Source organism: Rhodanobacter sp. sgz306013 (genome assembly GCF_057031145.1).
Genome location: NZ_JBXCIJ010000001.1, coordinates 363,474 through 385,096, shown reverse-complemented (window position 1 = coordinate 385,096; position 21,623 = coordinate 363,474). Strand labels below are relative to the sequence as shown.

Annotated in this window: 21 protein-coding genes; 10 read left to right on the top strand and 11 right to left on the bottom strand. The window is 67.8% G+C overall.

The window, feature by feature from the left end; all coding sequences use genetic code 11:
* Window positions 1-95: 95 nt before the first annotated feature.
* Entirely contained in the window at window positions 96-1,274 is a 1,179-nt protein-coding gene (locus tag AC2EWF_RS01800) for a BaiN/RdsA family NAD(P)/FAD-dependent oxidoreductase (protein ID WP_483637644.1), read from the bottom strand.
* Window positions 1,275-1,355: 81 nt separating this feature from the next.
* Between AC2EWF_RS01800 and AC2EWF_RS01795 the strand changes: the two genes are divergently transcribed.
* The gene (locus AC2EWF_RS01795) at window positions 1,356-1,838 is read left to right on the top strand and encodes a YajQ family cyclic di-GMP-binding protein (protein ID WP_483637643.1); all 483 of its coding nucleotides are present in this window, start codon (window positions 1,356-1,358) and stop codon (window positions 1,836-1,838) included.
* A gap of 181 nt (window positions 1,839-2,019) precedes the next feature.
* Here AC2EWF_RS01795 and AC2EWF_RS01790 read toward each other — a convergent pair whose 3' ends face one another.
* The 3 genes from AC2EWF_RS01790 to AC2EWF_RS01780 are packed head-to-tail and all read right to left on the bottom strand — an operon-like array spanning window position 2,020 to window position 4,085.
* Window positions 2,020-2,640, bottom strand: coding sequence for a DUF1345 domain-containing protein (locus tag AC2EWF_RS01790; RefSeq protein WP_483638242.1), 621 nt, complete (start codon window positions 2,638-2,640; stop codon window positions 2,020-2,022).
* A gap of 47 nt (window positions 2,641-2,687) precedes the next feature.
* Window positions 2,688-2,963 (bottom strand): GNAT family N-acetyltransferase, encoded by a 276-nt coding sequence (locus tag AC2EWF_RS01785; protein WP_483637642.1) that lies wholly within the window; start codon window positions 2,961-2,963, stop codon window positions 2,688-2,690.
* 42 nt (window positions 2,964-3,005) lie between these two features.
* Complete coding sequence (locus AC2EWF_RS01780; protein ID WP_483637641.1) at window positions 3,006-4,085, bottom strand: 3-deoxy-7-phosphoheptulonate synthase; 1,080 nt, start codon at window positions 4,083-4,085, stop codon at window positions 3,006-3,008.
* A gap of 271 nt (window positions 4,086-4,356) precedes the next feature.
* Here AC2EWF_RS01780 and AC2EWF_RS01775 point away from each other — a divergent pair, with 271 nt between their 5' ends.
* Complete coding sequence (locus AC2EWF_RS01775; protein WP_483637640.1) at window positions 4,357-6,219, top strand: 3'-5' exonuclease; 1,863 nt, start codon at window positions 4,357-4,359, stop codon at window positions 6,217-6,219.
* Window positions 6,220-6,308: 89 nt separating this feature from the next.
* Window positions 6,309-6,725, top strand: coding sequence for an FKBP-type peptidyl-prolyl cis-trans isomerase (locus AC2EWF_RS01770; protein ID WP_483637639.1), 417 nt, complete (start codon window positions 6,309-6,311; stop codon window positions 6,723-6,725).
* A gap of 13 nt (window positions 6,726-6,738) precedes the next feature.
* On the opposite strand, the gene AC2EWF_RS01765 is transcribed toward AC2EWF_RS01770, so the two are convergent.
* The 4 genes from AC2EWF_RS01765 to AC2EWF_RS01750 form a co-directional block, all read right to left on the bottom strand.
* A complete protein-coding gene (locus tag AC2EWF_RS01765; RefSeq protein ID WP_483637638.1) occupies window positions 6,739-8,514 on the bottom strand; it encodes a sensor domain-containing diguanylate cyclase in 1,776 nt (591 codons plus the stop codon).
* Window positions 8,515-8,921: 407 nt separating this feature from the next.
* Complete coding sequence (locus AC2EWF_RS01760) at window positions 8,922-10,691, bottom strand: sensor domain-containing diguanylate cyclase (protein ID WP_483637637.1); 1,770 nt, start codon at window positions 10,689-10,691, stop codon at window positions 8,922-8,924.
* Window positions 10,692-10,702: 11 nt separating this feature from the next.
* A complete protein-coding gene (locus AC2EWF_RS01755; RefSeq protein WP_483637636.1) occupies window positions 10,703-10,996 on the bottom strand; it encodes a hypothetical protein in 294 nt (97 codons plus the stop codon).
* A gap of 191 nt (window positions 10,997-11,187) precedes the next feature.
* Complete coding sequence (locus tag AC2EWF_RS01750) at window positions 11,188-12,024, bottom strand: SAM-dependent methyltransferase (protein ID WP_483638241.1); 837 nt, start codon at window positions 12,022-12,024, stop codon at window positions 11,188-11,190.
* A 181-nt stretch (window positions 12,025-12,205) separates the two neighbouring features.
* On the opposite strand from AC2EWF_RS01750, the gene AC2EWF_RS01745 reads away from it, so the two are divergent.
* Both AC2EWF_RS01745 and AC2EWF_RS01740 read left to right on the top strand, forming a co-directional pair.
* A complete protein-coding gene (locus AC2EWF_RS01745) occupies window positions 12,206-13,699 on the top strand; it encodes a S10 family peptidase (RefSeq protein ID WP_483638240.1) in 1,494 nt (497 codons plus the stop codon).
* Window positions 13,700-13,983: 284 nt separating this feature from the next.
* The gene (locus AC2EWF_RS01740; RefSeq protein ID WP_483637635.1) at window positions 13,984-14,442 is read left to right on the top strand and encodes a DUF6491 family protein; all 459 of its coding nucleotides are present in this window, start codon (window positions 13,984-13,986) and stop codon (window positions 14,440-14,442) included.
* Between the two features lie 67 nt (window positions 14,443-14,509).
* Here the strand turns inward: AC2EWF_RS01740 and AC2EWF_RS01735 are convergent, their stop codons facing one another.
* The 3 genes from AC2EWF_RS01735 to AC2EWF_RS01725 all read right to left on the bottom strand — a co-directional run bounded on the left by AC2EWF_RS01735 (window position 14,510) and on the right by AC2EWF_RS01725 (window position 17,703).
* A complete protein-coding gene (locus AC2EWF_RS01735; protein WP_483637634.1) occupies window positions 14,510-14,923 on the bottom strand; it encodes a hypothetical protein in 414 nt (137 codons plus the stop codon).
* An 81-nt stretch (window positions 14,924-15,004) separates the two neighbouring features.
* Window positions 15,005-17,188, bottom strand: a complete 2,184-nt coding sequence (gene rlmKL, locus AC2EWF_RS01730) for a bifunctional 23S rRNA (guanine(2069)-N(7))-methyltransferase RlmK/23S rRNA (guanine(2445)-N(2))-methyltransferase RlmL (protein WP_483637633.1) — start codon at window positions 17,186-17,188, stop codon at window positions 15,005-15,007.
* A complete protein-coding gene (locus tag AC2EWF_RS01725; RefSeq protein WP_483637632.1) occupies window positions 17,185-17,703 on the bottom strand; it encodes an alpha/beta hydrolase in 519 nt (172 codons plus the stop codon). The genes rlmKL and AC2EWF_RS01725 overlap by 4 nt, the downstream gene beginning before the upstream one ends.
* Window positions 17,704-17,883: 180 nt before the next feature.
* Here AC2EWF_RS01725 and AC2EWF_RS01720 point away from each other — a divergent pair, with 180 nt between their 5' ends.
* The 5 genes from AC2EWF_RS01720 to AC2EWF_RS01700 all read left to right on the top strand — a co-directional run bounded on the left by AC2EWF_RS01720 (window position 17,884) and on the right by AC2EWF_RS01700 (window position 21,604).
* The gene (locus tag AC2EWF_RS01720) at window positions 17,884-18,462 is read left to right on the top strand and encodes an N-acetylmuramoyl-L-alanine amidase (protein WP_483637631.1); all 579 of its coding nucleotides are present in this window, start codon (window positions 17,884-17,886) and stop codon (window positions 18,460-18,462) included.
* Between the two features lie 31 nt (window positions 18,463-18,493).
* Window positions 18,494-19,330, top strand: a complete 837-nt coding sequence (locus AC2EWF_RS01715; RefSeq protein WP_483637630.1) for a helix-turn-helix transcriptional regulator — start codon at window positions 18,494-18,496, stop codon at window positions 19,328-19,330.
* Window positions 19,331-19,413: 83 nt separating this feature from the next.
* A complete protein-coding gene (locus tag AC2EWF_RS01710; protein ID WP_483637629.1) occupies window positions 19,414-19,557 on the top strand; it encodes a hypothetical protein in 144 nt (47 codons plus the stop codon).
* Window positions 19,558-19,694: 137 nt separating this feature from the next.
* The gene (locus tag AC2EWF_RS01705; RefSeq protein WP_483637628.1) at window positions 19,695-20,567 is read left to right on the top strand and encodes an alpha/beta fold hydrolase; all 873 of its coding nucleotides are present in this window, start codon (window positions 19,695-19,697) and stop codon (window positions 20,565-20,567) included.
* The gene (locus AC2EWF_RS01700; RefSeq protein ID WP_483637627.1) at window positions 20,564-21,604 is read left to right on the top strand and encodes a saccharopine dehydrogenase family protein; all 1,041 of its coding nucleotides are present in this window, start codon (window positions 20,564-20,566) and stop codon (window positions 21,602-21,604) included. Before AC2EWF_RS01705 ends, AC2EWF_RS01700 begins: the two co-directional genes overlap by 4 nt.
* Window positions 21,605-21,623 lie beyond the last annotated feature (19 nt).

Here is a 21,623-nt window from a genome sequence, read left to right as displayed (position 1 = left end):
GTTGCGGAGCGCGGAAGAGGGCCACGGGACAGCGACGCAACCCCGCCAGCCGCCTCACCGCTCCCGGGCCCCTCGCCCGCAGGCGGGCGGAGGGCTCACGCCACCTCGCCCGCCGCGTGCCCCGAGGCCCAGGCCCACTGGAAGTTGTAGCCGCCGAGCCAGCCGGTGACGTCGACCACCTCGCCGATGAAGTACAGGCCGGGGACCAGCTTCGACTGCATCGTGCTGGAGGAAAGCCCGTCGGTATCCACGCCGCCCAGGGTCACCTCGGCAGTGCGGTAGCCCTCGGTGCCGCTGGCGACGATGGGCCAGTCGTGCAGTTGCCGGCCGACCTCGTGCAGCTCGGCGTCGCGGTACTCGCGCATCGGGCGGCTCGGGAACCACAACTCGCACAGGCGATGCGCGAGGCGCTTGGGCAATGCGTCAGCCAGCACGTTCTTCAACTCGGCGGCCGGGCGCGCAACGCGCTGCGCCCGCAGCCAATCGCCGAGCCCGGCGTCGGGCGCGAGATCGAGCCGCAAGTCGCCGCCCGGCTGCCAGTACGAGGAAATCTGCAGGATCGCCGGGCCGCTGAGCCCGCGATGGGTGAACAGCAGGCCCGCGCGGAACGCACGCTTGCCCACTCTTGCCTCGGCCAGCGGCAGCGCTACGCCGGCGAGCTCGGCGTAATGCTCCTGGTGCTTGCCGCTCAAGGTCAGCGGCACCAGCGCCGCGCGCACGGGCAGCACCGCGTGCCCGAACTGGCGCGCCAGTTCGTAGCCGAAACCCGTGGCGCCCATGCTGGGTATCGACAAGCCGCCCGAGGCCACCACCAGCGATTCGGCGTGCACTTCGCCGTGCCCGGTGAGCACGCTGAAACCCTCGGCGGTCCGGCGCACGCGTCCGACGCTGCAACTGGTCTCGATACGCGCACCCGCCGCGGCACACTCGTCCAGCAGCAGGCGCACGATCTGCTTGGACGAGTCGTCGCAGAACAGCTGGCCCAGTTCCTTCTCGTGGTAGGCGATGCGGTGCTTCTCCACCAGCGCGATGAAGTCCGCCGGTGTGTAGCGTGCCAGCGCCGACTTGGCGAAATGCGGATTCGCGCTGAGGTAGTTGGCCGGCCCGGCGCCGAGGTTGGTGAAGTTGCAGCGCCCGCCGCCGGACATCAGGATCTTCTTGCCGACCTTGTTCGCGTGGTCGACCACCAGCACGCGGCGCCCGCGCCGGCCGGCCGCGATCGCGCACATCAGGCCCGCGGCACCCGCGCCGACGATCAGTACGTCCGTTTTCACCAGGCGGCGTCCCCGCGTTGCACAAGGCGCGCATTATCGCATCGCGTACACTCCATGCCTTTCCATCCGCGAGCCGCCGCCATGCCCTCCTTCGACGTAGTCTCCGAAGTCGACAAGCACGAACTCACCAATGCAGTCGACCAGGCCAACCGCGAGCTGGCGAACCGCTTCGACTTCAAGGGCCAGGACGCGAAGTTCGAGCTGGACAAGTTCGTGATCACGCAGAGCGCGCCCAGCGAGTTCCAGCTGCAGCAGATGCTGGACATCCTGCGTGCCCGGCTGGTCTCGCGGAAGATCGACGCGCGCGCGCTGGACATCGGCGAGGTGGAAACCAACCTCGCCGGCGCGCGCCAGAAGATCACCGTGAAACAGGGCATCGAGCAGCCGGTCGCCAAGAAGCTGGTGGCCACTTTGAAAGACGCCAAGCTCAAGGTCGAGGCACAGATCAACGGCGACAAGCTGCGCGTCACTGGCAAGAAGCGCGACGACCTGCAGGCCGCGATGGCGGCGCTGCGCAAGGCCGACGTGGAGCTGCCGCTGCAGTTCGACAATCTGCGCGATTGAGGCTGATCCGGCTTCGCTCCTTCGCATGATCGACAGGCAAAAGCATTCAAGCCGAGGCCTTGCCTGATGTCGGAAAAGTGCTTTCCTGCACTTTCCCGACTCGCCGGCCAATCATTCGCATGATTGGCCGGCGTCCGATCCCTCCGTGGATCGGGATAACCGGCTGTCTGGCGGCAGCCGGTTATCCCCCCATCCCCGCCACGATGTTCACCGTGATCGCGATGATGAACACGTTGAAGAAGAACGCGATCACGCTGTGCAGCAAGGCCACGCGGCGCAGGTAGCGGCTGCTGATCTGCACGTCGGAGACCTGGAAGGTCATGCCGATCACGATGGCGAAATAGGCGAAGTCCCAGTAATCGGGCTTGGGCGTGTCGGGGAACTCCAGCCCGGAGTGCTTCTCGCCGAAATCACCGTAGAAGCCGTGTGCGTAGTGCAGCGCGAACATGATGTTGAGGAACAACCAGCTCAGCACCACGCTGAGCGCGCCCACGCCCAGCGCGGGCAGGCCGCCACCCTTGGCCGCATGCAGTTCGGTGCCCAGCGCCACCAGCACCACGGCGGAAAGCACCACCGCACTCCACAGCACGCCCCAGCGCCCGGTGTCCTGCGCCTTCGCCTGCAGGCGCATGTGCGCCGGCGTGGAGCGGTTGAACAGCCGTGCCAGCGCCAGCAGGTAGACCACCGCCGCCAGGTCGAAGCCCAGCAGGATCGCGGTTGCCACGCGCAGGTCCAGCGCGACCAGCACCGCGCCGGTCACCACGAAGATCGCGAACGACACGCTGAGCCGCGGCCGCGCCATCACGGTGCGGAGCGGCCGCCAATGCCGGGGCTTCGCCGCGCCGCCGCTCAAGCGCGCAGCTCCGCATACTCGGGATGGCGATCCATCCAGGCCGCGGCGTAAGAGCACAGAGGCGCCACCTTCCATCCCTGCAGGCGCGCATAGTCCAGCGCCGTGCGCACCAGCTCGCCGGCCACTCCACGGCCGCCCACGGCGGGCGGCACCGCGGTGTGGGTGATCGCCATGCCGCCCTCGGCGAGCGTGTAGTCGAGCACGCAGTGCACGCCTTCCACCTCCACCTCGAAACGCCTGGCGCCGCGGTTGTGCCGGATGTCGAGCTGCATTGGCGATCTCCATGGACGATGCCGCCAAGCATACCGCCGCCCTCAGGCCGCCATCTCGTCCCCCGCCAGCTCGCGGCGCCGACGTACCGCGGCGGCCAGCCGCTCCAGCACGCGGACCGAGTCGTCCCAGCCGATGCAGCCGTCCGTGACGCTCTGGCCGTAGGTCAGCGGGCGGCCGTCCACCAGGTCCTGGCGGCCGGCGACAAGGTGGCTTTCCACCATCGCGCCCACGATGCGCCGCTCACCCGCCTCGAGCTGGGCGGCGATGTCGGCGATCACCTTCGGCTGGTTCTCCGGCTTCTTGCCGCTGTTGGCGTGGCTGGCGTCGATCATCACCCGCGCCGGCAGGCCGGCCTTGGCTATCGCGGCGCAGGCGGCCTCGACGCTGGCGGCGTCGTAGTTCGGCAGCTTGCCGCCGCGCAGGATCACGTGGCAGTCGCGGTTGCCGCTGGTGGCGGCGATCGCCGCCTGGCCCTGCTTGGTCACCGCGAGGAAATGGTGCGGATGCGAGGCCGCCTGCACCGCGTCCACCGCCAGCTTCACGTTGCCGTCGGTGCCATTCTTGAAGCCCACCGGGCAGGACAGCCCCGAGGCCAGCTCCCGGTGCACCTGGCTCTCGGTGGTGCGCGCGCCGATCGCGCCCCAGGCGACCAGGTCGGCGAGGTACTGCGGCGAGATGATGTCGAGGAATTCACTGCCCGCCGGCACGCCCAGCGCGTTGATGTCGCAAAGCAGCTGGCGGGCCATGCGCAGGCCCTTGCGGATGTGGAAGCTGCCGTCGAGGTCCGGGTCGTTGATCAGCCCCTTCCAGCCCACCGTGGTGCGCGGCTTCTCGAAGTACACCCGCATCACGATCTCCAGCTCGCCGCCTAGGCGCTCGCGCTGGGCCGCCAGTCGCTGCGCGTATTCCAGCGCGGCACGCGGGTCGTGGATGGAACACGGGCCGATCACCACCGCCAGGCGATCGTCGCTGCCGTCGAGGATGCGGTGCATCACCGCGCGCGCCCGGCCCACGGTGGCGAGCGCGACGGGCGTGGCGGGGCACTCGTCCATGACCTCGGCGGGCGTGGCGAGCGGGGTGATCGTGCGGATGCGCAGATCGTCGGTGGCGGACTGGGGCATGGCGGCGGCTCTCCTCGGATGGGGTGCCAGCGGCGGCCATGAAAAAAGCCGCCTCTGCTGCTGGCGGCTTTCGGAATGGGGTCTCAGGACTTCAGGACGATCGCACCCATGCCTCCGCCAGCGGCTTCGGATAGCCATAAAACCAAAAATACTGGCGGGCGGCGTGGGTCATGGAAGGCCAGTGATAGCACAGGCTTTCGGCGCGCGCAAAGTCCTTTTGCGCATATCCACGGGTTCCGCTAATTTCCGGCGGACCGACCAGGGGACGCCAGTGGCCACGCTCATACCCACCCGCAACAGCTGCCTGCCACGGATGACCGGCGGCGAAAAGCGCGTGTCCGAACGCCTGGAACAGAAGCTCGAGGACGACTACCTGCTCTGGTACGACGTACCGATCGGCCTCAGGCAGCGCCGCCCCGACTTCGTGGTGTTCCACCCGCGCCGCGGCCTGCTCGTGCTGGAGGTAAAGGACTGGAAGGCCGACACCATCCGCCACGCCGACAAGACCCAGTTCACGCTGGTCACCGAGCGCGGCCTGGCGAAGGAGACCAATCCGCTGCTGCAGGCGCGCGCCTATGCGCTGGAGATCGGCGTGGTGCTGGAACGCGATCCGGCGCTGCGCTTCCCCGAAGGCCATCGCCACGCCGGCAAACTGGTGATGCCCTGGGCCTGGGGTGCGGTGCTGGCCAACATCACCCGCAAGCAGTTCGACGAGGGCGGGCTGGAGGCGGTGATCCCGGCGCACCTGGCGATCTGCCGCGACGAGCTGTACGAGACGGTGGACGGCGAAGCCTTCCAGGAACGCCTGTGGGCGATTTTCCCGCAGGTGTTTCCGGTGGCGCTCACCCTGCCGCAGATCGACCGCGTGCGCTGGCACCTGTTCCCCGAGATCCGCGTGGAACCGGGCAGCGGCCAGTTCGGCCTGTTCGCCGCCGACGGCCATGACGCGCGCGCGCTGGAGATCCCCGACCTGGTGAAGGTGATGGACGCGCAGCAGGAACAGCTGGCGCGCTCGCTGGGCGACGAGCACCGCGTCATCCACGGCGTGGCCGGTTCGGGCAAGACCATGATCCTGGGCTTCCGCGCGATGCAGCTGGCGCAGTCGCTGAGCCGGCCGATCCTGGTGCTCTGCTACAACAAGACGCTGGCGGCGCGGCTGGAGCAGCTGATCGGCGAGCGCGGCCTGGCCGACAAGGTGCAGGTCTACAACTTCCACCGCTGGTGCCACCGCATGCTCACCAGCTACCACGTGGAGCTGCCGCCCAAGGGCGAGCACTTCTTCGAGGCGATGGTGGAGCGGGTGATGGAAGGCGTGGACAAGGGGCGGATCCCGCGCTTCCAGTACGGCGCGGTGCTGGTCGACGAAGGCCACGACTTCGAGCCGGACTGGTACCGGCTGATCGTGCAGATGATCGACCCGGCCACCAACTCGCTGCTGGTGCTGTACGACGACGCGCAGAACATCTATGGCAAGCCCGGCCGCCGCAAGCTGAGCTGGAAGAGCCTGGGCGTGCAGGCGCAGGGCCGCACCACCATCCTCAAGCTCAACTACCGCAACACGCTGGAGATCCTCGCGGTGGCGCGCAACTTCGCCGGCGAGCTGCTCGCCGCGCGCGGCAGCGACGACGACGGCGTGCCGCTGATCGCCCCCGAAAGCGCCGGCCGGCGCGGCCCGCTGCCGGAGCTGATCCGCACCGACAGCGCCGCCGCCCAGCTCGACGCGCTGATCGCCCAGCTGCGCGACGAGCACGACCACGGCCGCCTCTGGGGCGAGATGGCGGTGATCTACCGCGCCGGCTGGGAGGGCGAGAAGCTGCACGATGCGCTGGAACGCATTGGCATTCCCTCCAGCCTCGCCGACGACAACGGCAAGCAGGCGCTGTTCGTAGTCAAGGACAGCGTGAAGCTGCTCACCATGCACTCCTGCAAGGGCCTGGAGTTCCCGTTCGTGATCGTGCCGGGACTGGGCTCGCTGCCGCGCGAGAACCAGCGCGAGGTCGACGAGGCGCGCCTGCTCTACGTGGCGATGACCCGCGCCACCGAACGGCTGGTGCTGATCCACCACCTCGATTCGATGTTCTCCAAGAGCATCCGCGACTCGATCAACGAGGTGCAGGCGCAGCTGGCGCGGTAGGTCTCCCTGGCCCGTCCGGGGAAAAGGGACCGGGTTGTGTGGAAGCTTCCCCGCTAGACTGCGCCCACCATTGCCAGGGAATCCGCCGCATGCGCCGCCTGCTGCTCGCCACCACGCTCGCCCTTGCCGCCTGCCTGCTGCCCGCGCTTGCCGCGGATGGCCCCGCCCAGCTGCAGAAGATCGATCGGGTGGTCGGCGGCGGCGCGAGGGCGCAGGACGGCGACACGGTGCAGGTGAACTACACCGGCTGGCTGTACGACGCGGGCGCGAAGGACCACCACGGCAAGGAATTCGACAGTACCCAGGGCGGCGAGCCGATCCGCTTCACGCTGGGCGCGGGCGAGGTCATCGACGGCTGGGATCAGGGCATCCGCGGCATGCGCGTGGGCGGCAAGCGCACCCTGGTCATTCCGGCACGGCTGGCCTACGGCGACCGCGGCGCCGGCGACGCCGTGCCGCCGGATGCCGTGCTGGTATTCGACGTGGAACTGGTCGGGGTGTACTGAGGCGCGCGGCGCTTCAGGCTTCGACGAGATCGTCGCCCGCGGCATCGACCACCACGCGGTTGCGCCCGCCGCGCTTGGCGCGGTACAGCGCGGCATCGGCCTGCTTGCACAAGCGCTGCAGGTCATAGCCGAAGTCGTCCGTGCAGGCCAGGCCCACGCTGGTGGACACCCCGAGGGCCACGCCGTCGCTCTCCACCTTGGCCATGCCGATGGCGAGCCGGATGCGTTCGGCGATCGCCGCGCCCTGCCCGCGCGCGCACTCGACCAGCAGGATGCCGAACTCCTCGCCGCCGAGACGGCCGAACAGGTCGGTGGCGCGCAAGTGCCGCCGGCAGACGGCCACGATGTGTCGCAGGACCTCGTCGCCCATGGCATGGCCGTGGGTGTCGTTGATGTGCTTGAAATGGTCCAGGTCGATGAAGACCATGCAGGCTGAGCCCGCGCGCCGCTCCAGCAGGCGCAGCGTGCGCTCCACCTCGCCCATGAAATGCTGGCGGTTGAACACCGCGGTCAGCCCATCGAGGTGGGACAGCTTCTTGAAGCGCAGTTGCGAGCGCTTGAGCCGGAACATCCACAGCGCGGCGAAGGCCAGCGCCATCAACAGCAGCGCCAGGTACAGATGGCTGGCTTCCGCCTTCTGGGCATCCCGTGCCTGCCGTGCGCGCAACAGCGCGTTCTGCCGATCCAGTTTTTCCGTCTCCAGCTTCTGCGCCAGCAGATGCTGCTGCACGGTCTGGTAGGCGATTGCGCGCGCATTGACATCGTCGAGGTAGGCCTTGTCCAGCGCGGCGTACTTCTTGTAGTAAGTGAGCGCGGCGGCGGTATTGCCCCGCTTTTCTTCGACGCGGCAAAGCACCTTATACACATCTTTCAGCCAATCACCGAAATCACTCGAAGACCTCGTGGCGATGACGGCCAGAGCTGCCTTCCGGGCGGCGTTATAGTTACCTATGGCAACCAGAGCCTTTGCCCTTTCCACAAGCGCAGAGAGTTTATTAGGTGCATAGCCATTGGCATCAAGAACGGGCGCAATCCTGTCGAGTACAGCAAGCGCCGCGCGCGGCTTCCCCTCTTGCGTGTAAAGATCGATGAGCGTGAGCCACAGATCCGCATTGAATACTGGTTCGCTGGCCGCAGGGCAGGCACCAAAGGCCTGCTGCAACTCCCGGCTATCGGACTTGAGCCGATGAGCGTTGAAAAGTGCCTCGACCAGAACGGTAACGGGATAGCACGGACTATCGCCAGCAGGAACGGCAGCCATCGCCATGCGTGCATAGTGCGCGGCCAAGTCTGTCTGACCGGCCAGGCCCAACGACAGCGACAAGTTCATCAGCATCGACAAGCGAACCTTTGCGTCCGTGACCTGCGGCAAACGCGACGCGACGCGATTGGCTAGCTCGAACGCTTCCGTGTAATGCCGGGTGATCCCAAACTGGCTGAGCAGCATGGCGGACGAACGGTCAGTCAAGGCTGAGTTGCCAGAATGCTGGATGATGTCTTTAAACAGCACTTCCGACTTCACATAGTCGCTTTCGTACATGGCCTCCCACGCGTTCGAGTACCGTAGGTGCCACAACTGATCCCTCGTCAGCGTGGACGCCTCCTGATTGAGAGACGCCAATCGCCGAAGGAAAAGCGGATGATCCGTGGTTGCCAGCGCCTGGGTCTGCGTGAGGTAGGCATCCAAGTTGGTGATGAGCACGGTGCCATAGCCAACCTGCCAACACAGACAGCAGACGAGGCCCGCACAGGCGAACCATGACCGCAGATTGTCCAGCCGCCAGAACATGTCTTTCCGACCGGCGCTATGGCGCTGAAATGATCATATCCGGACGCGTCATATCTCCCCCGTAACGACATCACCGCAACATATCAGCACGTCGCGTCTGGCCTTGCGCAGGGATACGCGACAGTTCCAGCGCAATCAAGTGCCCCTTGTGTGTTAACAGCATTGCGTGGCAATGCGACCCGGCCAATGCATGGTCGCCTACTGTGCAACGTAGGCGCACCGGTGCCAGCACTCCCTCCTGGGCGAATCGGGCTTCGACGAGATCGCGCATGTAGACATGTCGGCTGTCACGCGATTGCGCCCGCTGCCCTTAGTTCGCTAGAGCGCTACATCCATCTCCTTGCACAGACGTCGCAGGTGGCGGTGAGCATACCGCGCCTCAGTCGCCATGCCTTGGGCAGTGCACTTTAAGCTTCAACCGGAATGCTGTCCTCGGCACCGGCTTCCACCCGGTTGCGTCCGCCGCGCTTGGCACGGTACAGCGCGGCGTCGGCCTCGCGGCACAGGCGTCGCAGACCGTGGCCACAGGCGCCGGTGCAGGCCAGACCCACACTGGTGGAGATCGCGATGGCGGTGCCCTCGCACTCCACCGTCGTCGCCTCGATCGCACAGCGGATGCGGTCGGCGATGGCCATGCCCTGCCCGTGCGAACAGCCCACCAGCAGGATGCCGAACTCCTCGCCGCCGAGACGGCCGAACAGATCGGCCGGGCGCAGTTGCTGCTTGGCGACCACCACCACCTGGCGCAGTACCTCGTCGCCCATGGCATGGCCGTGGGTGTCATTGATGTGCTTGAAGTGGTCCAGGTCGATGAACACCAGGCAGGCCGTGCCGCCGCGCTTCTCCAGCAGGTGCAACGTGCGCTCCACCTCGCCCATGAAATGCTGGCGGTTGAACACCGTGGTCAGGCCGTCGAGATGGGACAGTTTCTTGAAGCGCAGCTGCGAGCGCTTGAGCCGGAACATCCAGATCACAGCGAAAGCCAGCGCCATCAGCAACAGTGCGAGGTACAGGCGGTTGGTTTCGACCGTCTTGGCGTCCAGCGTCTGTCGCATGCGCAGCATGGCATTCTGCTGACTCAGCGTTTCCGTCTCCAGCTTCTGCGCCAACAGGTGTTGCTGTACCGTCTGATAGGCCAGCGTGCGGGCATTGACGTCATCGAGATGCCCCTGGTTCTGGACAACGTAGTGCTCGTAATTTGCCAATGCGGCGGCGATGTTGCCCTGCTTTTTCTCGACGCGGTAAAGCAGTTGATAAGCCACCATCAACCAGTCACTGATGTCACCCGGATGGCTCATGCCCACGGCAGCAAGGGCCGACTGCTTGGCCTTGTTGTCATTGCCCAACTTCTCAAAGGCCTCGGCTTGCTCCACCTGCAGTGACAGCATATGCGGGTAGTAGTGGCTGTTGTTGATGTCAGAAGCGATACGAGCGAACAAAGCCAAAGCTCTTGTAGGCTGACCTTCATCGATATAAACGCTGCCTAGTACGAGCCACATGGTGTTTGCAACGACCACTTGCCGACTTACGACACATATATCGATCGCGCGCTGCAATACTGGACTGGTCGAGGTTAGCCGCTTGCCGTTGTATAGCGCGGCAACTTCCATGGAGAGTGGGCGGCACAAACTTTCGCCCGCCGGAACAGCATCTTCCGCCATACGCGCATACTGAATAGCCAGATCAATCTGGCCAGCCAGATCCGACATCTGCGACAAATTTGTGAGTAACGCGAAGCGAGCCTGCGGATCCTTGACTCTCGGCAAGGCGATCGTTAGACGATTGGCAAGTTCGAAAGCCTCCGTATAGCGCCGATTGATCCCAAGGTTGCTCAACAATAGTGCCGACGCCTTCGCCCCCAAAGCCACATCATCGGAATGATCGATGATGTCGCGCAGCTGCGCCTCGGATTTGGCATAGCCACCCTCGTACATGGTCTCCCAGGCGTCGAGGTAACGCAGATGCCACCGCTCGCCCACGCTCAACTGGGGTGCTTCGCGGTGGATCTGCTTCAGCATCTGCACGAATCGCGGATGATCGGCCGTGCGCAGGCTCTCGACACGGTCAAGGAATCGACCTGGATCGGCAATGGTGGCCCACCCCATCGGTGCAAACACGCACCAAGGCAGCCCCATCCATAGGAGCCATGACCGGAGGCTGCGGGACAGCCGAAACATGTCGGGATCGTCTATTGCAGGGACGATTTGCCACGATCAGTGGCCGGCGGGCCGAGTGGTTCTTCACCTTCTTCCTGATCAGGCTCATCCTCCTCGTCGGGAATTCCCTGGGAGACATTGGGCGGGTCCATGCGCTTTTGCCCGAACTCCTGCGTCAGCCGTGAGCTGTCGCCGGACACGACGGCAGCCGTGAGGGCCTCTGACGCTTGTGACTTTTTCAGGACCTTGCCCAGCTCCTCTGCCGAAGCGTGGCGCAGCAAAGCGTCGCGGCCAATGGCCTCCAGCAATTCAATCGTGTCTGCCATGTGTATTCCCCTTGATTCCCCGTGATGGTCTTGCAACCGCCTATGGACGGCATCTGCAACGCATGAACTTTCGATTGCCTGGAGGCACAACATGACTGTCGATGCCCGCATAGATGCACTCGGCGCCAGAGCACCCTCCATGCTGCCGACATCGCGAATCAGTGATGCCCTTCCCCTCAACCCCCATCATCTCATGCAACGATACTGGTTCGCTCTTGCTCGTCCAACGCCTCCAGCTGTGCCTGGATGGCGAGGTTGAGCTTCAGCGGCAAGGCTGGGGGAAGTACCACCATTTCCTCGGCGCTCAGTGGAACGTGGGGCAGATCGCGCAATGCAACTCGACGGACACGTGGGCGCTCGATCGGCAATGTAGCGCCGCGATAGATTATCGCCTCGTGGTCCAGCGGGTAATCGCGACTCAGCAAGTCCACGAGCAACTGCCTGTAGGCAGGCCCGGTCGAGCGACGCCCCAGCGAACGATCGCCGGTGAGCCCGACCTGCCATAGCACCAGATAGCCAGCAGGATCGATGCGCCGCTCGTAGAACAGAAGTTGGCTCGCCTCGAAATGCTGGCAACCGTAACGACCTGGGTCGATGCCGAGATCGGCGTAAAGGCAATCCTCGGCCGAGATACCTGGCTCCATATGCGCCTCGTAGCCTTCCGCGCGCGCCTGTTCGATCACCTTGTGCGGCGACCACGCGAAGATGCCGGGGTGGCCGTAGAAGACGCCGCAGACGCGCTTGCCGGCGCGCAGCTCGGCCATCATCAGCGCTACCCACTCGCGATAAGTCTTCTTGCGCGACTTTCCCTCGGCGTAATACGGCTGCAGGCTGCGCACGTCCGGGTGCATGCGCTGCAACCACAACTCCACGACATGATCCGAGAGCGCCGCGAACACCACGTCCGCCTGCTCGATATGGCTGCGCGCCAGCGGCGTGAGGTGGGAGCCCAGGGTCATGCCCAGGCCCACGCAGCTCAGGCTGCCGCGGCGGGTGTCGTGCAGGGATGGCGAGGTAGTCGATGGCATCGCGCGATAATAGGGCATGTCCGGGCGGCGCCAACGCCCGGTGAGCGAAATTCCCGCCGGCGCCTGCGGCCACCGAATGCACGCGCCGTGCCAATCCATGCCTAAAGGCACGGTTGCGCGCCGCCGCGGCTCGCTAGGCTTGGGGCTTTGCCCCCGCGAGGAAAGACCCGTGCGCAAGCCGCTGCAGACGAGCTTGCTGGCAGCCCTGCTGCTGGCCGGATTCCACCATTCGGCGCTGGCCGCCGCTGCCAAGCCGCCGGCCCCAGCGGAGGCGCCGGGCGCCAGCGACGGCTTCCACCTGCCGCCCTTCCCCGTCGACGCGCACGTCGCCCAGTCCGCCACGGTGGACGGCCACACGCTGAAGTACACCGCCACGGTGGGCACGCTGCCGGTACGCGACGAGAAGGGCAAGGTGATCGCGCAGGTGATGTTCACCGCCTACACCATGCCGGGCAAGGACCGCCCGGTGACCTTCGCGGTCAATGGCGGCCCCGGTGCCTCGTCCGTCTACCTCAACCTCGGCGCGATCGGCCCGAAGAAGGTGAAGTTCGGCGTGGAGGGCGACAATCCCTCCGATCCGGCCGTGCTGCACGACAACCCCGGCACCTGGCTGGGCTTCACCGACCTGGTGTTCATCGACCCGGTGGGCACCGGCTTCAGCCGCGCGCTGGTGGACGACAAGCAGGCCACCAAGGACTTCTACAGCACCGACAGCGACATCCAGTACCTCTCGCGCATCGTCTACGACTGGCTGGTGAAGAACGGCCGCATGGAGTCGCGCAAGTACCTGGTGGGCGAGAGCTACGGCGGCTTCCGCGGTCCGCGCATCACCGACTACCTGCAGACCCGGCTGGGCGTGGCGATGAACGGCGTGGTGCTGCTGTCGCCCTACCTCGACCCGGCGGCGTCGGACGACGAGAACGTTTCGCCGCTGCCGTGGATGCTCACCCTGCCGTCCATCGCCGCCGCCCACCTGGAACGCGAGCACAAGCTCACGGCTGAGGCGATGCAGCCCATCATCGACTACACCCGCACCACCTACGCCACCGCGCTGATGCAGGGCCGCAGCAACCCGGCGGCCGCCGAGGCGATGATCAAGAAGGTCACCGAGCTCACCGGCCTCGACCCGGTGTTCGTGCAGCGCTCCGGCGGCAGGCTGGAAACCCAGGCCTACCTGCGCGAGGTGTACCGCGCCGAAGGCAAGCTGGGCAGCCGCTACGACTCCAACGTCACCGCCTGGGACCCGTTCCCGTATGCGCCGCACCAGCGCTCGGGCGACCCCATCCTCAACGGCATAATCGCGCCCACCACCACCGCGATGGTGAACTTCATCACCCGGACCGTGGGCTGGAAGTACGACGGCCGCTACAACGCGCTGAGCTACGAGGTGAACCGGCTGTGGCACGAAGACGATGACGCCCGGCTCGGCTCGACCAAGCAGCTGCGCGAATCGGTGGCGAACGATCCCGGCCTGCGCGTGCTGATCGCCCACGGCTGGGACGACCTGTCTTGCCCGTTCATGGCCTCGGTGCTGATCGTCGACCAGATGCCGGCGATGGGCGACCCCACCCGCGTGCAGGTCAAGGAATACCCCGGCGGCCATATGTTCTATGCCCGCCCGGCCAGCCAGGCCGACCTGCTGCGCGACGTGAAGGCGTTGTACGGGGTGCGGTGATCGCGGACACCGGTTCGCCTGTCCTTTCCTGGCCCTCCCCCGGGTTGCCCCCTTTCTCCAGCCCCCTCCCCGCAAGCGGGCACGCGGGGGCGCCATGGATGGCGCCAGCTTTGAGGAGCGAGGAGAGGGGTTCGGGTTGCCGCTCCCTCCCCTGTGCGAGAGAACGGCGGGGAGAGAGGACCGCCTTTCCATTCACCTCGCGTGGTACCTCGCTGGCCGATGATCGCGGCGATGCCACCATGCGCATCACCACGATCCACCACATCCGCTGATGAGGTGTTCCCATGAAATCCGCCCTGCCCGGCCTGCTCGCACTCCCGCTCGCGCTGGCCGCAAACGTCGCCCTCGCCCAGGCGAAACCGAAAGTCCCCGCCTATACGCCGCTGCGCCCGGTTGCCGATTGCCTGCGCACCGACCGCATCAACGAGTGGCACATCGTGGACCCGCGCACCGTCACGGTGCGCACCGGCCCCAACCGCTACCTGGTGAAGCTGCAGGTCGCCTGCCCGCGGCTGAGCTACGGGCCGCCCACCTTGCTGTTCCATTCCAACCCCGCGAACCAGGCGGTGATCCCGTTCAGCATCTGCGGCGAAGCCGGCGAGTCGGTGCGCGCGCTGCACCAGCCACCCTGCCCGATCCAGTCGGTGCGCAAGATCGACAAGGCCGAGTTCGACCGGCTCAGTGCGCATGCCAGCCGCAGCGGCAGCGGCGCCAACCAGCCCACCCAGCCCACCCAGCCGTGACCCGCGCAAACGAAAAGAGCCCGGCGCTTGGGCCGGGCTCTTCGTCTTGCGCATCAGTGACTACTGATCAATCGCCATCGTCGTCATCGCGCACGTAGCGCGTGGGGTAGCCGTTGTCGTAGATCACAGTGCGGGTCACCACGCGACGCGTCACCACCGGCGCATCTTCATAGACCACCGTGGGCGGCCCGTAGACCACCGGCGGCTGCGCGTAGTACACCGGCCGCGGCGCCAGCGCGTCGCTGACGATGCCGGCCACGGCGCCGGTGACGATCGCGCCGGCGATCCAGCGGCCGCCGCTCCAGTAACCGCCGTGGTGGTAATAGCCGCCATGGCGCCAGCCGTCATGGTCCCAGCCGCCACGATGACCCCAGCCACCGCCGTGACCCCAGCCATGCGCCGACGCGCTCAGCGGCATCGCCACTGCGGCGGCCACGGCCAGACCGATCGCCATCACCTTACCGACATTGCGTTTGGACATGACTTGTACCTCCGTTGTTTCGGTGCTGATGCTGTGACCGATGCGCTTAATCCGCACTGAAGGATTCGCCTAAGCAAAACCTCAGCGCTTGATTCGTGATGTGGCCCACGGATCGACTTCGGCGGCGCGACGGGGCCTGAGCAGCCAGCAGCCGTGGATGTCGGCGCGGCGCGCGAAGTCGAACGGGATGCTGGCGGCGCTCCAGTCCTCGATATCGAAACGCTCCGCCAGCGCCGCCTCATCCAGCTTGAAACGACGGAAATTGTTGGAGAACACGATCACGCCGTCGTTGACCAAACGTTCGCCGCAGGCCTCCAGCAGCGCCACGTGGTCGCGCTGCACGTCGAAGTCGTCGGCGCGCTTGGAATTGGAGAAGGTGGGCGGGTCGACGTAGATCAGCCCGTAGTGAGCGCGGTCCTGGCGCAGGAAAGTCAGGGCATCGGCCTGCATCAGGCGGTGCTTCGCGCCGGTGTAGCCGTTCAGCGCGAGGTTGCGGGAGGCCCAGTCGAGGTAGGTCGCGGAGAGATCGACGCTGGTGGTGTCCTTCGCACCGCCCGCCGCCGCGTACACGCTGGCGGTGGCGGTGTAGGCGAACAGGTTGAGGAAGCGCCGCCCATCGGCCAGCTCGCGCAGACGGGCGCGCACCAGGCGGTGGTCGAGGAACAGCCCGGTGTCGAGGTAGTCGGTGAGGTTGACCAGGAACTTCAGGCCACCCTCCTCCACCTCGACGAACTCGCCGCGCTGGTCGAACTGACCGTACTTGGAGCCGCCCTTGCCGCGCTCGCGGGTCTTCACCGCGATGCGTTCGCGCGGCACCCCGAACACTTCGCCGGCCACGCGGGCGATCTCGCGCAGGCGGATGCGCGTGGTCTCGGCCGGCACCTCGGCCGGCGCGCGGTATTCCTGCACATGCAGCCAGGGTTCACCGCCCTCCTTCGCGTAGACGTCGATCGCGGCGGCGTATTCGGGCAGGTCCTGGTCGTAGGCCCGAAAGCAGACGATGCCTTCGCGCGCGAGCCGCTTGCGCAGGTGCTTGAGGTTCTTGTCCAGCCGGTTCCTCAGCATTTGCGCGCCGGCGGAGAGCGGCTTGGGCTCGCGCGGCGCTGCATCGCGCGGACGGATCTCGAAGGTCAGCAGCTGGGTCTCCAGCGCGCCGTTGTAGAGCACGTATTTCTTGTCGGCGGCGAGGCCGAGCGCACGACCCAGCTCGGCGTCGCCCGCCAGCACCGCGGCGCGCCAGCCGGCGAATCGCGCGCGCAGGCGCTCGCCCAATGCGTGGTACAGCGCCGGCATCTGCGCCCGCTCGCCCAGCCGCTCGCCGTAGGGCGGATTGGTGATGACCAGGCCGCGCTCCACGCCCACCGGCGGCTCGACGTGGGCGACGTCGCGCTTCTCCAGCGTGAGGAAGCCGGCCACGCCGGCCTCCTGCGCGTTGCGCTTGGCGGTCTGCACCATGCGCGGATCGGCGTCCGAACCGAAGAAGCAGGAGCGCAAGACCTTGAGTCCCGCCTCGGCGCGCTGCCGCGCCTCGTCCAGCAGCCCGCGCCACAGCGCGAGATCGTGCTGTTGCCAGCCGAGGAATCCGTAGTAGTCGCGGCGCCAGCCCGGCGCCACGTCGGCCGCCATCAGCGCGGCTTCGATCAGCAAGGTGCCGGAGCCGCACATCGGGTCGAGCAAGGCGCCGCCTGCCGCATAGACCTCGGGCCAGCGCGCGCGCAGCAGCATGGCCGCGGCGAGGTTTTCCTTCAGCGGCGCCTCGCCTTGCAGCTCGCGCCAGCCGCGGCGGTGCAGCGGACTGCCGGCGAGATCCAGCGAAAGCGTGGCCCGGTCGCGCTTCAGGCGCAGGTTGAGCCGCACGTCCGGCTCCTCGGTGTCCACGCCGGGGCGGGTGCCGCCCTGCTGGCGGAACTGGTCGACCACCGCGTCCTTCACCCGCTGCGCGATGAACTGGCTGTGGGTGAGCTTGCTAAGCGCGGTGTGCGCGTCCACCGCCAGCGTGGCGTGGGCGGCCAGGTGCGTCGACCAGTCAATCGCCTGCACGCCGGCGTACAAGGCCTCGTCCGTCGCCGCGTCGAACTCGGCCAGCGGCAGCAGGATGCGGCTGGCGAGGCGCGACCACAGGCAGGCGCGGTAGGCGGTCGCCAGCGGCCCCTCGAAATGCACGCCGGCCAGCGCCTCGCGCACCTCTGTCGCACCGAGCTGCACGAGCTCGTCGCGCAACAGGTATTCCAGGCCCTTGGGGCAGGTGGCGAACCAGCGGCTCATGCCAGCGCTCCCAGCAGCGTGCCGAACTGCGCGGCGATCGTGTCCATGCTGGCCAGCAGGCGATGGTCGTCGTCCAGCAGCAGCAGGGGCAGCCGGCGGCGCGCGGCGAATTCCTGCACGCCTGCCACCGGGCACAGCTCGTCGCGCCAGCCATGGACCAGCAACGTGGGCACGCCGGCACGGAGATCGAGCGGCCGGGGGCAGCCGGGAATCGCGGGCGGGGTGGCGAGCAGGAACAGCGCCGCCACCGGCGCCTCCAGCGAGGCCAGCGCCGAGGCGAACGCACCCATGCTGGAACCCACCAGCACCGGCGGCGCATCGCAGGTCGCGATGACCTCGCACAATTGCGCCACGCGCGGCGCGACGGCCGCGGCGTAACCGTGGCCATCGTGCGCGCGGAAATCCGGGCGTTGCGTGCGCCAGCCCAAGGCCTCGGCCCAGTCGGCCAGCGCGCTGATCTTGGTGGCGCCCGGACCGGAATCCGAACCGTGCGAAAGAATGATCTGGCCGCGCATGGCGGTCTCCGGTACAGGCTGCAAGGCGCCCATGATAACCGGGTGCCATGCCACACTTAGGGAGTCGAAGGCAGGCGGGCTGCCTGTCGAGACGGCGGGCCACACGCGGGGGTGGCCACGGATGGCCACGGCCTTGAGGAGCGGGGAAGGGATGCGCGCGCACAGACCGGCTTCAACCTCATGAATCCAAATGACGAAGTGATGCCCACGCTCGCCATCCACGACCAGTTCCTGCCCTACGCGGCGAAACTGCCCGAGCGCCCCGCTGCCGCGGTGACGCTGGTGGTGATCCACTGCACCGAGCTGCCGGACCTCGCGATGGCCCGCGAATACGGCGAAAAAGTGTTGTACGACAGCGGCGCCGGCAACAGCGGCCATTACTACATCGACCGCGACGGCGCGGTGTACCGCTACGTGCCCGGCACGCGCATCGCCCATCACGTGCGCGGCTGGAACCCGCCGTCCATCGGCATCGAGCTGGTGAACACCGGCCGCTACCCCGACTGGTTCGACTCGCGCCGGCAGACCATGACCGAGCCGTACGCGGCGGAGCAGGTCGGCGCGCTGCGCGCGCTGCTGCTGCAGCTGCGCGGCGAATTCCCCAACCTGGGCCGGATCGCCGGCCACGAGGACCTGGACACCGTCCGCGTGGCGGCCAGTGACGACCCGTCGAAGCTGGTGCCCCGCAAGCTCGATCCCGGCCCGATGTTCCCGTGGGACGCCATTGTCCCCGCCAGCGGCCTGGAACGGCTGCGCTAGACTGCGCCCACCGTCCTCCGGCTCGCGCCCCATGCCCGAGTTCACCGTCCAGCCGCTGCTGCGGTCCGCCACCGTCGCGGCGCACGACGTGCATTGCCGCGGCGAATGCCGCCACCGCAGCGCCGAGGAATGCGCGAACGCCACCCACCTGGTGTTCCCCTACCGCGGCCTGTTCCTGCGCCATGTCGGCAGCACGCAGTCGGTGGCCGACGCCAACCACGTGCTGTTCTTCAACGCCGGCGAGGGCTACCAGGTCAGCCACCCGGTGACCGGCGGCGACGCCTGCCTGTCGCTGTCTGTCTCGCAGCCGCTGCTGCTCGAACTGGCGCCGGCCGCGCTGTTGCAGCGACGCGACGCCCCGGTGTTCCATGGTCAGTCGCTGCGCATCGACGAGCGCGCCCAGGTGCTGGTGGCGCTGTTGCGCCACAGCCTGCGCAGCGGCAGCATCGAGCCGCTGGAAGCCGAGAGCCTGGCGCTGACCCTGGTATGCCGCAGCCTCGGTCCCCGCACCACCCACGCACCCGGCGCCACCCACGCGCGGCAGCGGCTGGTGGACCGCGCCAAGCTGCTGCTGGCCAGCGACCTGACCCGGCGCTGGACGCTGGCCGAAATCGCGACGGAAGTGGGCGGCTCGCCGGTCTACCTCACCCAGGCCTTCCAGCAGGTCGAGGGCCTGCCGCTGTACCGCTACCACCTGCGCCTGCGCCTGGCGCGCGCACTGGACCGTATCGCCGATTGCGAGGACGTCGCCGCGCTGGCGCAGGACCTGGGCTTCTCCAGCCACAGTCACTTCAGCGCCGCGTTCCGCCAGGCCTACGGACGCACGCCCAGCGAATTCCGCCAGGCGGCGCTGGCTACGAAACGGTGAACGGCTAAAGATCCTGACAGCCGCCGAAGCCGCCCGGTGGTCTCCTGTGCCTGCCCGATCGCGGGTATTACCGGAGCACCACCATGCAAGCGAAAGAGACCACCTGCGCCGCCTGCGACTATCCGCTTGACGGCAACGCCATCGAAGTGACGATCGGCGGGCGCACCGTCGAGGTCTGCTGCGAGGAATGCGCGCAAAAGCTGCGCGAGGCGGCGGCACAGCCGTGAGCGGCGCAGCCTTTTCGTCCACCGCGACGGTGCCGGCCCCAGACCCGGGTCGGCGCCGCTTCCTCGTCTTGGCGGCGGGCGCGAGCGTGGCCGGACTCGCCGGGTGCGTCCGGCGGCCACGCGCCGACGCCCCGGCGATGGATGCCGCGGCCTTCCATGCCGCGCGCCGCTACACGCACACCGCGTTCGGCGACATCGCCCACGTCGAGCGCGGCAGCGGGCCGGCCGCCCTGTTCCTGCACGGCTTCCCGCTCAATGGCTTCCAGTGGCGCGGTGCACTGGAGAGGCTGGCGCCATACCGGCGCTGCGTCGCGCCCGACTTCCTCGGCCTGGGCTACACCCGGGTGGCCGAAGGACAGTCCTGCGCACCCGATGCACAGGTGGCGATGCTGGTCGCCTTGCTCGACACACTGGGGGTCGCGCGCGCCGACGTGGTCGCCAGCGACAGCGGCGGCGCGGTGGCGCAGTTGCTGGTCGCCCGCCATCCGGAACGCGTGCGCAGCCTGCTGTTGACCAACTGCGACACCGAGGAAGACTGCCCGCCGCCAGCCATGCTGCCGGTGATCGCATTGGCGAAGCAGGGACGCTTCGTCGACGACTGGCTGGGCCGCTGGTACCGCGACCATGCCCTTGCGCGCTCGGCCGCAGGCATCGGCGGCATGTGCTACGCCGATCCGGCGCATCCTACCGACGAGGCCATCGCAACCTACTTCGCACCGCTGCTGGCATCGCAGCGCAGCCGCGACCTGGCGCACGCCTACGCCATCGCGCTGGAGCACAACGCGCTGGCCGGCATCGGGCCCGCCCTGGCGCGCGCCAGGATGCCGGTGCGCATCGTTTGGGGCGACGCCGACACGATCTTCACCGCCGACAACGCCGACGTCCTCGACCGCGCCTTCGGACGTTCGCAAGGCGTCCGCCGACTGACCGAAAGCAAGCTGTTCTGGCCCGAGGAACGCCCAGACGTGATCGCCGAAGAAGCACTCAAACTCTGGAAGGAACTGGCATGAGCGCAACCCGCCACAATCGCATTGCGGTGTACGGTGCCTATGGCCACACCGGCCGCTTCGTGCTGGACGAACTGCGCTGCCGCGGCTTCGTGCCGGTGGCCTGCGGACGCGACGCGGCCCGGCTGGACGAGCTGGCCACCGCCACTGGCCTCGAGACCCGCGTGGCCGCTACCGACGACCCCGTTGCGCTGGACGCCGCCTTCGCCGGCACCGCCGCCGTCGTGCACTGCGCCGGTCCGTTCCTCGACACCGCGGCGCCGGTACTCGACGCCGCATTGCGCGCACGCATCCACTACCTCGACGTGGCGGCCGAACAGCGCGCCGTGGCCGACACCCTGGCGCGTGACGCCGAGGCGCGGGCTGCCGGCGTGACGGTGCTACCCGCGATGGCCTTCTACGGCGGCCTCGCCGACCTGCTGGCCAGCGCCGCGCTCGACGGCTCCCCCGAGGCGGACGCGGTGGACATCGCCGTCGCGCTCGATGGCTGGCGTCCCACGCGCGGCACCCGCCTCACCGGCGAGCGCAACCATCACCCGCGCAGCTACATCGAGCAGGGAGTCGTGCGCACGCTGCCCGACCCGCCACCGGTGCGTACCACGGACTTTCCGGCGCCGTTCGGACCGCAGGACACCGTGCTGCTCACGCTGTCCGAGGCCGTGCTGGTGCCGCACCACATCGCCTGCCGCAACCTGCACGCGTGGATGAACCTGGCCCCGCTGCGCGAACTGCGCGATCCGGCCACGCCACCGCCGGTCGCCGCCGACGACCGCGGGCGCTCCGCGCAGCGCTTCATGGTCGACGTGCGGGTGCGCCGCGGCGCACGCCACGGCCGCGCCACGGCCAGCGGGCGCGACATCTACGCCGTCACCGCCCCGTTGCTGGTCGAGGCGCTGCAGCGCCTCCTCGAAGGCCGCGTACGCGGCTGTGGCGCGCTGGCCGCCGGGCAGGCTTTCGATGCCCGCGACTTCCTGTCCGCACTCGCGCCGGCGGGCGTCGCGGTGGCACTTGAGGGCATGGAGGCCGCCGTGCCCGCCTGACGCGAAGCCGGCAGGCGCC

Bases quoted from the DNA above. Each gene is read 5' to 3' on its own strand.
- AC2EWF_RS01795 (WP_483637643.1), top strand. From the start codon at position 1,356: ATGCCCTCCTTCGACGTAGTCTCCGAAGTCGACAAGCACGAACTCACC.
- AC2EWF_RS01790 (WP_483638242.1), bottom strand. From the start codon at position 2,640: ATGGCGCGGCCGCGGCTCAGCGTGTCGTTCGCGATCTTCGTGGTGACC.
- AC2EWF_RS01785 (WP_483637642.1), bottom strand. From the start codon at position 2,963: ATGCAGCTCGACATCCGGCACAACCGCGGCGCCAGGCGTTTCGAGGTG.
- AC2EWF_RS01780 (WP_483637641.1), bottom strand. From the start codon at position 4,085: ATGCCCCAGTCCGCCACCGACGATCTGCGCATCCGCACGATCACCCCG.
- AC2EWF_RS01770 (WP_483637639.1), top strand. From the start codon at position 6,309: ATGCGCCGCCTGCTGCTCGCCACCACGCTCGCCCTTGCCGCCTGCCTG.
- AC2EWF_RS01765 (WP_483637638.1), bottom strand. From the start codon at position 8,514: ATGTTCTGGCGGCTGGACAATCTGCGGTCATGGTTCGCCTGTGCGGGC.
- AC2EWF_RS01760 (WP_483637637.1), bottom strand. From the start codon at position 10,691: ATGTTTCGGCTGTCCCGCAGCCTCCGGTCATGGCTCCTATGGATGGGG.
- AC2EWF_RS01755 (WP_483637636.1), bottom strand. From the start codon at position 10,996: ATGGCAGACACGATTGAATTGCTGGAGGCCATTGGCCGCGACGCTTTG.
- AC2EWF_RS01750 (WP_483638241.1), bottom strand. From the start codon at position 12,024: ATGCCATCGACTACCTCGCCATCCCTGCACGACACCCGCCGCGGCAGC.
- AC2EWF_RS01740 (WP_483637635.1), top strand. From the start codon at position 13,984: ATGAAATCCGCCCTGCCCGGCCTGCTCGCACTCCCGCTCGCGCTGGCC.
- AC2EWF_RS01735 (WP_483637634.1), bottom strand. From the start codon at position 14,923: ATGTCCAAACGCAATGTCGGTAAGGTGATGGCGATCGGTCTGGCCGTG.
- rlmKL (WP_483637633.1), bottom strand. From the start codon at position 17,188: ATGAGCCGCTGGTTCGCCACCTGCCCCAAGGGCCTGGAATACCTGTTG.
- AC2EWF_RS01725 (WP_483637632.1), bottom strand. From the start codon at position 17,703: ATGCGCGGCCAGATCATTCTTTCGCACGGTTCGGATTCCGGTCCGGGC.
- AC2EWF_RS01720 (WP_483637631.1), top strand. From the start codon at position 17,884: ATGAATCCAAATGACGAAGTGATGCCCACGCTCGCCATCCACGACCAG.
- AC2EWF_RS01715 (WP_483637630.1), top strand. From the start codon at position 18,494: ATGCCCGAGTTCACCGTCCAGCCGCTGCTGCGGTCCGCCACCGTCGCG.
- AC2EWF_RS01710 (WP_483637629.1), top strand. From the start codon at position 19,414: ATGCAAGCGAAAGAGACCACCTGCGCCGCCTGCGACTATCCGCTTGAC.
- AC2EWF_RS01705 (WP_483637628.1), top strand. From the start codon at position 19,695: ATGGATGCCGCGGCCTTCCATGCCGCGCGCCGCTACACGCACACCGCG.
- AC2EWF_RS01700 (WP_483637627.1), top strand. From the start codon at position 20,564: ATGAGCGCAACCCGCCACAATCGCATTGCGGTGTACGGTGCCTATGGC.